The sequence below is a fragment of the Hydrogenophaga sp. genome, from assembly GCF_051858985.1.
Classification (GTDB): domain Bacteria; phylum Pseudomonadota; class Gammaproteobacteria; order Burkholderiales; family Burkholderiaceae_C; genus Hydrogenophaga.
In genome coordinates, this window is record NZ_JBHYGM010000002.1 from 1,118,437 (window position 1) to 1,127,956 (window position 9,520).

Sequence of the window (9,520 nt, forward strand, 5' to 3'; positions counted from 1 at the left end):
GAGATGCGTTCCTTCTCCTGCGCCCGATGAGCCACGTCCTGAGCGAAGTCCTCGACCAACTCGATCGCTCCATCGACGGCGACTCGGTAAGCGTGGAGCAGATCCTGGAGGCGCTGGGCGAGCGGTCCTTTGCGTCCTTGCTGTTGATCTTCCCACTGATCGCGGTCTCTCCCGCCAGCGCCGTTCCCGGTGTCACGGCCGGGGTGGCGGTCATCGTGTTCCTGCTGGTGGGCCAGATGATCCTTGGACGGAAATACGTGTGGCTGCCTTCGTTCGTCCGCCGCCGGTGCATCTCCAGCGCGGCATTGCGCAAGGGCACTGGGTGGCTGCGCAAGCCCGTCGCTTTCGTCGAGCGCGGTTTGAAAAGCCGCCTGACCTTCCTGGTACATCGGCCCTGGCTGTATGTGCCTCTCTGCCTGATCCTGTTGCTCTCCATGTTCATGCCGTTCATGGAGCTCATACCGACCTCGGGCTCCATCGCCTCGGCCATCATTGCGCTCTTTGCCGCAGGGCTGTTGACGAGGGATGGCGCGGTGGTTCTGGTCTCGCTGCTGCTGCTGTCGGTGTTGCCCATGCTGTTCTGGCAGGTGGCCACCAACGGCTGAAGAGCGGCAGGCGATTTCACTTCTCTTCCGACTTCTCTTTTTGAAAGCGAGCCCACAGGAGCGCCGATTGCCCCCGACGGCTCAGGAACCGGCGGTGCCGGTTGAGGAGTCGTCTGGATGTGGAGTTTGTCCGTCCCCTGGTGGGAACTGCCGCTTCGTGCCCTGTTCATCTATGTAGCCCTGGTGGTAATGATGCGGCTATCCGGCAAGCGCACGGTCGGGCAATTTACCCCCTTTGATCTTTTGGTAGTCCTCTTGCTGGCCGAAGCGGCGGGCGCCGCTCTCAAGGGCGACGACACTTCAATCACCGGAAGCCTGCTGTCCGTCTCCACGCTGATTGGACTCAATGTGTGCGTTGCCGCAGCAGCCAGCCGAAGTGCCTGGGTGCAGACCATGACCGAGGGCGAAGCGGTCCTGATCGGTCGCGATGGGAAGATTTTCAAAGAGGTGCTCAAACGAGAGCATGTACCCGTCGTGGATCTGGAGCGAGCCTTGAGAGAAGCCGACTGCGACCTGAAAGACATGAAATTCGCCTTTCTGGAAGCAGATGGCGTCACCAGCATCTTGAAAACCTCATCAAGCAAAGAGGGCTAGAAAGACGATCTTGATAAAAACCAGCTTGCCGAAGAGCCGCCGCGCGTTGCTGTTGGTGGACTTCATCAATCCCTTGAATTTTCCTGAAGCTGCGCAACTGGCCGGGCCCGCGCTGGAGGCCGCAGCGAGCGCCCGGGAACTTGCAGATGCCGCCCGCGCGCATCAGATCCCGGTCATATTTGCCAACGACAACTTTGGGCGTTGGGAATCCGACTTCAAAAGCATGGTGAAGGAACTGGGCAAGGGAAGGAGCCCCACCGCCACCATGACGCGACTGATACGCCCGAAATCCGGCGACCTGGCTGTTCTCAAACCCATGCACTCGGCCTTTTACGGCACGCCGCTAGACATTCTTCTGAGCCAGATCGGCGCCCGATCACTGATCATCGCGGGGCTCGCGACCGATATCTGCATACAGCTCACCGCTGCCGATGCATTTCTCCGGGGCCTGGATGTTCACGCGCCCGAGGACTGCACCGCAGCCGAAACGCCGGATAAGAAATCAAGGGCGCTCGCGTACATGGCCGATATTCTCAAATGCGAGACCCGCCCATGGCGGAAAGCTCGCTGGCTCAAAAAGGAGTGACCGTTCGCGAATGCGAGCAGCGCACTCCCTGATCAGGCGGACTTGCGGGACGATTTCGTGGGGACTTTTCCACCCTCCTCTCGCGCCTCGGAAAGCCCGATGGCGACTGCCTGTTTGCGGCTCGTGACCTTCTTGCCAGTGCCCGTCTTGAGTTTGCCCTGCTTCATCTCGTGCACGGCTTCTTCGACTTTCTCAGACGCCTTGGGGCCATATTTGCTCATATGAAGTTCCCTTCTGCTGCGTTCAGGGTGACTTGAATCGGATAGCGCTCAGCTCTTGCTTCCGGTTGGTTCGGAAATACCTTCCAGGGCTCGACCCGCCGGCAACTCGGCGCCCTTCGAGGCAAGATCGCCCAACGACAAGATGCCTACCAACTGCTTGTCACGGTTGAGCACAGGTACGCGGCGTATCTGTTGGTCGGAGAGCTCCTGCGCAACCTCGTCGACCGACTGATCCTCAAAACACCAGCACGGGGACGAACTCATGACGTCGGAGATGGGGGTATCACCAGAGCGCGCCTCCGCCAGGGCGCGCACGACGAGGTCTCGGTCCGTGACGATGCCGACCAAGGTCCGGTCGTCGCACACAGGAACCGATCCGACATCCATTTCGCGCATGGCCTCTGCCGCGGCAACGATGGACTCCGTGGAACGGAGGGTGCGTACCCCTCTCGTCATGATGTCTGAACTTGTGTCATGGAAATGCTCCTTTCATGGATGATCAATATGGCGGGCAATGGGCGTGCCCACGATGGACTCCGTTTTGAGCAACGGCGGTCATGGCGCAACGTCCAGGGTGACCACATCAAACGGCAAGAGAGGTGGCGGCTGCTTCATCTTGTCCAGTTGAGCGTTGACCACCATCAATCCACTTCGGCCCACTGCTGCCGTCGTAGGAAAATTGAACTCCGGCTCGTTCCAGCGTCGCGTCACGCGCGCGCTGGACCAGTCAGAATTCAAATCCAGACGCGCCACTTCGTTGTCCTGGTTGCGCACGACGTACAGCTCGTTGCCGGCACGAAGGGCGAGCCCGTCGCCACGCCGAAGATCGCCCCCTTGAACCGCCACTTCGGTCACCATCCCGTCCGCGAGACCAATGCGCCAGAGTTGCCCTGTCACGAGCTGAATGGCCATCAGCCAGCGGCCATCCGGCGACGCGACGATGCCGTTGAGATTGATCTGATTCGGCTGGTATCTGATCGACGTGCCACTCAGGTCCAGCCAAGGCTCCAAGGATGTTCCGCCGTCCAGTGCAAGGCGCGCCCGGTACAGCATGGGCCGAAACGAATCGGTCACATACACCCGGTTGTCGGGTGCAATCACCAGATCGTTCAGGAACGTGTGAGAGCCCTTCGGGGCTTGCAGGTTTGCCACAGTCATGCCGGTGGCCACATCCAGCACAGCGACATTCCCTTGCGGCCCACCGGCCACCCACAGCCGCCCGGCTGGATCGACCTTCATGCCGAATGCAGCCTGCCTGCCCGCCGCACCACCGGCCTGGAGCAACTCGGCTTTGTCCGCCCCCGAGGGCAGACGCCAGATAGACCCGTCCCTGGTTGAACCCACGTAGGCAGTTTCAGTGCGCGTGTCGACCGCGATACCCTCTGGATACACTGCGGTCCCCTCAATCGTGGCCCGTCCACTGATCGACGACGAAGGTCTGTCGGCGCTTATCACGCCGCACAACAAACGAGGTCCGGAGCCCCCTGCCGGATCGGTGACATAGTCATCCGGCTGGTCGTGCACCACCAGTGAACGTCCGAATACCGACGATGGCTCGCGCGACAAGGAAACGTTCGGATTAAGGTACCGCAGCGATCCGTTCCCGTCTGCTCCCACCTCGATGTTGGGCAGTTCACCTGCATGGGCCAGATGAAGGGGCTGTCCCGGCTGACCATGATTGCGCGAGTGACCGGGATCGAAATGACCCCCGGCAGCACCAAACGCCACAGTCTCGCCGGTGGAAGCATCGGGCCCTGGCGCACACAGGCCCTTTTCATGTATGTGGAAGCCATGACGTCCCGGCGGCAGGCCGCGAACGGAAATGGCAATGTCCACCCCTCCCGGTGATTCGGTCAGCACCGCTCTGCCCTTCACATCACCTTTCGCGTCCACAAGTTGTGCCACGGCAGGGCCTCGAGCCTTTGAATCGCCAGGTGGCCCCCTCGAACCATCGTGAGTCTGTGGGCTTTGGCAGGCCGTCAACCCAGCAACGAGTACGGCCAGGCCGGCCCATCTGAAAGGAAGAAAGGTGCACAGCTTCATCGAGAGCCTCCTGATGAAAAAAATTCAACGCCCGGCGTAACTGATGCGGTAAATCACGCCGTTCTGATCCTCAGCGACGAGCAACGAGCCATCCGCAGCAATCGCAAGCCCCGCCAGTCGCCCGAACTGAGCCGGTCGACGGGCTTGTTGTTGTTCCGAGGCCGAAGCCTGGACACCCGCCTGGTTGAGAGGGTCTGGAGGGGTGTTCAACAGCCACCCGGTGGCAAAGTCCTCGACGCCGACCGGGCGACCGCCGCCGTCGAAGCGCACTCGGGCGACACGGTAGCCGCTGGGTTGAGCACGGTTCCAAGAGCCTCGAAATGCAACAAACGCGTCGTTCCGAAACTCGGCCGGAAACTGCTGCCCGCTGTAAAAGGTGAAGCCGATGGGCGCCGCGTGAGCGATGTAGGCGAGCGCCGGCGGCTGGGTCGTGGGACAGAAATCCGCCTTGGTCGATCCAGGCGGATCATTGAAGACCATCGGGTCCGGCTGACGGCTCCCGAAGCAGAACGGCCAGCCATAGTGCTGATTGGCCCGAAGGTGGTTCAATTCTTCAGGGGGCGTGTCATCTCCGTGGTAGTCCGAGCCGTGGTCAAAGCCATACAGCTGACCACTGACAGGGTGCCAGCCAAAACCGATGGTGTTGCGCAGCCCTTTGGCAAAGACACCTCTCGCCTGCCCGTCCGGCTGCACCCGCAGCAGGGTGGCGTTTTCGGGATTCGCATCGCGACAGTCGTTGCACGTTGACCCCACCGTGATGTAGAGCAAGCCGTCGGGCCCAAACCCCATGGTGCGGTTCGGGTGTTGCCCAGCGTCAGGAAGGTCATCGATGATTACTCGAGGGTTGGAGAGCGTTCCATCTCGCTGAATGTCCGACAACAGCACCTTTTTGTCTGCGGTCATATAGAGCTGCGTTCCCCGGGTGGCAAGGCCATGCACGCCCTTGAGGTTCTGAACCACCACTACCCGTTGTTCAGCAACGCCATCCTGGTTGCCATCGCGCAGCAACAGCACGTCTCCCTGCTCTCGCCGGCTGACATAAACGTCGCCATTGGGCATGGGCGCAAGCCAACGAACGTTTTCCAGATCCCTGGCGAACACCGCTATGCGGAACCCAGGTGGCACTTTCAGATGCGTCAGCAGATCGTCGCGGAACTTGACGGGTGTAGGTTCTAAAACCGTCACGGTCTGGCTCACAGGTCCGTCACCCGGCGGCAACTGAGCATGCACGGATCCAGGCCCAAGAAAAAGCACCAACAAGGCGCTAGCGCAATGAATACGGGCGTCCGTGAGGCGGCAATTCTTCATGAGGGTCTCCAGGAATTCATGCAAGACATGGAACGGCAAGTCGCATACCCGATCTCCGCTGCCGCAAAGTGCTTCAAGTCGAGAGCGCTTGCATCCGTTGGCATTCGGCCGCACACGCGCGGCAAGCCTGCGCACAGGCCTGGCAGTGTTCGGAGTCGTGTTTTCCGCATTCTTCCGCGCACATATCACACAGTTGCGCACAAAGACGGCAAATAGGTCCGGCGTTCTTGCTGTTCCTGGCCATCGCCTCGGCAGCAACCTCGCACAGCGCCGCACAGTCAATGTCAAGTGCAATACAGCGGACCAGAGGCTCAACACGCTTCTCCGCAAGGCAGGCGGCAGAACATTGATGACAGGCAAGGGCACAGCGCGTACAGGCATCTATACAGGAAGCATGGGTTCTCGAGTTCATGGCAGCTCCATTCAGGTGGACGAACTTCCGTCCGGGCAATGCGCATTCCCGACAGCGAACTTCCGACGAGGGGCCCACGGGGCTCGCGTCAAACGCTTTGCTCATACGATGGTCGAGGACCATCAGAAATCTGGTGAAGAGCTCGAGGCAATGGCCACCTCCAAGGGGGTCGAGGTGCCCGGGGAACCATCGCTTCTTCAAAGAGCGACGCGTCGACTTCAATTCAGGCCGCTGTGACCTCGTTCAGCACCCCCAACCAGTCCTTGACGAAACGGTGGATGGAGAACCGCTCCTGAGCGATCTTTTTGCCCGCCTCCCCCCATTCCGCGGCCATTCGCCGGTCACGCAAGAGGCAGTGCATCACGTCCACCAACCTGTCGAGCCGCGTGTCGACATAACCGCTGTGACCGCTTTGAATCACCGTCACCAGTTCTGTGGTAGCGAGCCCAACCACGGGTATCCCGGCATGCATCGCTTCGATGACCGCGAGGCCAAGGCTGGTGTGCCGCACAGGATGAAAGAAGAATCGGTGCTGGGACATGACCAACGGAAGTTCCTGTTGGGACACGTTGCCTACGCCGCCCAGGACCTCACTTCCCATGCCCACCAGGCATAGCGGAACCTGCGTCGACGCCTGCTGCCACAAATCCAGACCCAGTCGACGGCCACGGCGCCACATGTTGTTGACGACCACCAGCCCCTCTGGAATTTCACCCGTCCAGGGCCGGCTTGCCAGGGGCAGCACACCGTGCTCCACCAATCTCACCGTCATTGGGCCGTTGTCCCACATGAGCGCATTGAACGCCGTTACATGCACGAGCAGGGCACCCGGGTCATTGCACCAGTGGGGCGTGTCGGTGGGGTGTTGCTGTGGAGGATCGTGCTCCAGAACAATTCTGGGAAGCTTGCGCTGCGCAGACGACAGCCACCGAAGGCGGTCAACCTCCCAGTTGTCGCGACACTGATAAAGCACGACATCAAACTCCATTTGGGCCAACTGATGCAATGGAGCCTCATGGACGTTGCTGCCCCATGGGAGCGTGCCGCTGCAACCTGTGCGGTGCACCATTCGGGCAGGATCGGTAGCGAGCCAGAAATCGTGTGGAACCTGAGTCAGGTTGTAAAGGTAATTGCCATGCACGTGCCAGGTCAGCACGCGCAAGCGACGACGTGGGGCGTTACAGAGGGGAAGTGCGTGCATGCAGTTTTCCTTTCCGGGAAGGCTGAGGCTGCCTGCACCGCCTGTGCACCTTCGCCACACTACAGCTCCCGACCGTCCGGCAAGACACATGCCTACAGGGGACGGTCACCGCTGCCGACTTCCACTCCGCCTTGGAATGGGGTGCGGGGAGACCACGCACGGGAAGAAATTGCAGCACGCTGGTCCGGCGTTCCAGTAACAGTCGCGGGCACGCGTTTTGCCCAGTCGTGGGACTATGGGGTCAAGTTTCGCCATCTCCTCTCGCCGCAAAAACGTCCTCGCCTTCGTCCTGGCCGGTGGGGAGGGTTCGCGGTTGCACCCGCTGACTGCGGAAAGGTGCAAACCCGCCGTGCCGTTTAACGGCAAGCATCGCATCGTCGACTTCGTTCTTTCCAACATGGTGAATTCGGAGATTTATTCGATTTACCTGCTTGTCCAGTACAAGTCACAGTCCTTGATCGAACACATCCGTCAGTCCTGGACGATGACGCGGTTCATATCGCAGCACTTCGTGACTGTGGTCCCCCCGCAGATGCGCAATGGACCTGAGTGGTTTCAGGGCACCGCCGACTCGGTGTTTCAAAACATCCATCTGATTGAGAGCTTTCGCCCGGACATCGTGGCGGTTTTCGGCGCAGATCACATCTACCGCATGGACATACGGCAGATGATGGATTTCCATATCGCCAATGACGCCCCGGTGAGCGTGGCCACCCTCCCTGTCCCGCTCCAGCAATGCGACCAGTTCGGCATCGTTGAAACAGACGACCAACATCGCATCACCGGGTTCATTGAGAAGCCTCGATCGGCCAAGCCCATGCCCGGCAGCGGCACGCACGCCCTTGCTTCGATGGGCAACTACCTCTTCAGCGCTGACGTTCTACTGCACGTTTTGAAACGTGCCCACACGACTGGCCACAGCGATTTCGGCAAACACATCCTTCCATCGATGCTGAAGACGCACAAACTCATGGCCTACGACTTCACCACCAACAGCATCCCCGGCACCGAACCCTATGAGGAAACGGGATACTGGCGCGACGTGGGCACGATTGATGCGTACTACGACGCCCATTTCGACACGCTGGGTGCGCGGCCGAAATTCCGCATGACGAACCGCCAGTGGCCCATCTATGCCAGTCCCGATCAGGCGGAGTCAGCACAGATCGAGAACGGTTTTCTCAATCGCTCCATCGTCGGCTCCGGGAGCATCGTGGATCACGCCAGACTTGACCACGCCATGCTGCGCCGCTCGGTGCTGGTGGACCCCGGTGCAGAGATCGAACACTGCATCATCATGGAGAGGTCGCGGGTCGGCCGAGGAGCCCGCATCCGGCGAGCCATCATTGATCAGGACAACGACATCCCCGCGGGAGAATGCATCGGCTTCAATGCGGACGAAGACCGCCGGCGTTTCCATGTGACCGCCAACGGTATCGTGGTCGTGCCGGCCCGCTACTTCGAACCAAAACCACCGCCGAACTCAGACCCGGAGACAGACGAGTCAAGCACGCCTGCCGAACCCATTGAGCAACTGACGGGCGAACCCCGGCTGGGAGCGATGGCATGAAGGTCGGGGCGAGTGCCCCGCCGCTTCCGTCCGCGCCCACGTCGCAGCCCTCAAGGAGCACAAGGGCCGGCACCCGATGAAACTTCGCGCGTGGCCCTCGGCGCATCAGTGATTGGCCGAGCCCGGCTCAGCCATCTTCCTGTGTTGTTCAGCGGCCAGTTGCGAGGGAGTCACTTTCGCCACCACCACGGCCAATTTGTTCTTGAGCCCTGCGACCACATCGGCTTCGCCCCGCATCATCGCGTCGAAACCCGTTCGGGCAACGTCGGCGGGATCGGCCTTGTTGTCGGACGCGCCCACCTTGGTGTCCAGCATGCCAGCGCGTTCGAAAAAATCCGTGTCAGTGACGCCCGGCATCAGGCAGGTCACCGTCACCCCGCTGTCCTTCATCTCGTTGCGCAACGCAGCCGCGAAAGAGTCGATGAAAGCCTTCGAACCGTTGTAGACGGCCTGGAAACTGCCGGGCTGGAAGCCCGCTATGGACCCGGTGATCAGAATGCGACCGTCGCGCCGGGAACGCATCTCTTGTGCCAGACGCCAGATCAGGTACAGCGTCCCCGTCACGTTGGTGTCGATGACATGCTCGATGTCCTCGAAGTTCTGATCCAGAAATGCTCCGCCGAGACCATGCCCGGCATTGGCCAGGAGGGCGGACACTGGGCGATCCGCTATGGCGGTGCAAAGGTGATCCACACCTTCGCGGCCAGCGAGGTCCACTCGCACCAGGTCGACCTGAGCACCGAGACCCGAAAGGGACTGCGCAGCGTGGTCAAGATCAGCGGTGTCAGCTGCAATGACGAGGTCGAATCCGCTCTCGGCACAACAGCGCGCCAGATGCAGCCCAATCCCCGAAGACGCGCCAGTAACAACGGCAAGGGGTCGCAGATCGGTAGATTTCATGACCAACTCCTTTGTGATGCAAAAACACAAGCATCCGCCGAGGCAGATCCCGTGCCTTCCCGGCGGCCTGACCACAGACG

The 9,520-nt window shown here is 60.7% G+C and carries 12 protein-coding genes; 5 read left to right on the forward strand and 7 right to left on the reverse strand.

The features are described from left to right. The first annotated feature begins 26 nt into the window (after positions 1 to 26). The 3 genes from ACTIEY_RS11655 (at position 27) to ACTIEY_RS11665 (ending at position 1,785) form a co-directional block, all read left to right on the forward strand. On the forward strand, positions 27 to 605 hold the full coding sequence (locus ACTIEY_RS11655; RefSeq protein ID WP_439519265.1) for an exopolysaccharide biosynthesis protein: 579 nt from the start codon (positions 27 to 29) through the stop codon (positions 603 to 605). Positions 606 to 722: 117 nt separating this feature from the next. Next, entirely contained in the window at positions 723 to 1,199 is a 477-nt protein-coding gene (locus ACTIEY_RS11660) for a DUF421 domain-containing protein (protein ID WP_439519266.1), read from the forward strand. Between the two features lie 10 nt (positions 1,200 to 1,209). Then, positions 1,210 to 1,785: a cysteine hydrolase family protein gene (locus ACTIEY_RS11665; RefSeq protein ID WP_439519267.1), complete on the forward strand. Its 576-nt coding sequence runs from the start codon at positions 1,210 to 1,212 to the stop codon at positions 1,783 to 1,785. Between the two features lie 32 nt (positions 1,786 to 1,817). Here the strand turns inward: ACTIEY_RS11665 and ACTIEY_RS11670 are convergent, their stop codons facing one another. The 5 genes from ACTIEY_RS11670 to ACTIEY_RS11690 all read right to left on the reverse strand — a co-directional run bounded on the left by ACTIEY_RS11670 (position 1,818) and on the right by ACTIEY_RS11690 (position 5,769). Continuing rightward, the gene (locus tag ACTIEY_RS11670; RefSeq protein WP_439519268.1) at positions 1,818 to 2,006 is read right to left on the reverse strand and encodes a DUF6496 domain-containing protein; all 189 of its coding nucleotides are present in this window, start codon (positions 2,004 to 2,006) and stop codon (positions 1,818 to 1,820) included. A 48-nt stretch (positions 2,007 to 2,054) separates the two neighbouring features. Further along, positions 2,055 to 2,462, reverse strand: coding sequence for a CBS domain-containing protein (locus ACTIEY_RS11675; RefSeq protein ID WP_439519269.1), 408 nt, complete (start codon positions 2,460 to 2,462; stop codon positions 2,055 to 2,057). Positions 2,463 to 2,561: 99 nt separating this feature from the next. After that, positions 2,562 to 3,911 carry a superoxide dismutase family protein gene (locus tag ACTIEY_RS11680; protein WP_439519270.1) on the reverse strand — a complete coding sequence of 450 codons (1,350 nt, stop codon included), beginning with the start codon at positions 3,909 to 3,911 and terminating at the stop codon, positions 2,562 to 2,564. A gap of 162 nt (positions 3,912 to 4,073) precedes the next feature. After that, positions 4,074 to 5,357: a PQQ-dependent sugar dehydrogenase gene (locus ACTIEY_RS11685; protein ID WP_439519271.1), complete on the reverse strand. Its 1,284-nt coding sequence runs from the start codon at positions 5,355 to 5,357 to the stop codon at positions 4,074 to 4,076. A gap of 73 nt (positions 5,358 to 5,430) precedes the next feature. Then, positions 5,431 to 5,769, reverse strand: a complete 339-nt coding sequence (locus tag ACTIEY_RS11690) for a four-helix bundle copper-binding protein (protein ID WP_439519272.1) — start codon at positions 5,767 to 5,769, stop codon at positions 5,431 to 5,433. Here ACTIEY_RS11690 and ACTIEY_RS11695 point away from each other — a divergent pair. Continuing rightward, on the forward strand, positions 5,752 to 6,006 hold the full coding sequence (locus tag ACTIEY_RS11695; protein WP_439519273.1) for a DUF4142 domain-containing protein: 255 nt from the start codon (positions 5,752 to 5,754) through the stop codon (positions 6,004 to 6,006). The genes ACTIEY_RS11690 and ACTIEY_RS11695 overlap by 18 nt on opposite strands. On the opposite strand, the gene ACTIEY_RS11700 is transcribed toward ACTIEY_RS11695, so the two are convergent. Continuing rightward, positions 5,993 to 6,970: a glycosyltransferase family 4 protein gene (locus tag ACTIEY_RS11700; RefSeq protein ID WP_439519274.1), complete on the reverse strand. Its 978-nt coding sequence runs from the start codon at positions 6,968 to 6,970 to the stop codon at positions 5,993 to 5,995. The two genes, ACTIEY_RS11695 and ACTIEY_RS11700, sit on opposite strands and share 14 nt — an antisense overlap. Positions 6,971 to 7,205: 235 nt before the next feature. Between ACTIEY_RS11700 and ACTIEY_RS11705 the strand changes: the two genes are divergently transcribed. Next, positions 7,206 to 8,540 (forward strand): glucose-1-phosphate adenylyltransferase, encoded by a 1,335-nt coding sequence (locus ACTIEY_RS11705; protein WP_439519275.1) that lies wholly within the window; start codon positions 7,206 to 7,208, stop codon positions 8,538 to 8,540. A gap of 105 nt (positions 8,541 to 8,645) precedes the next feature. On the opposite strand, the gene ACTIEY_RS11710 is transcribed toward ACTIEY_RS11705, so the two are convergent. Then, positions 8,646 to 9,440 carry an SDR family NAD(P)-dependent oxidoreductase gene (locus tag ACTIEY_RS11710; RefSeq protein WP_439519276.1) on the reverse strand — a complete coding sequence of 265 codons (795 nt, stop codon included), beginning with the start codon at positions 9,438 to 9,440 and terminating at the stop codon, positions 8,646 to 8,648. Positions 9,441 to 9,520 lie beyond the last annotated feature (80 nt).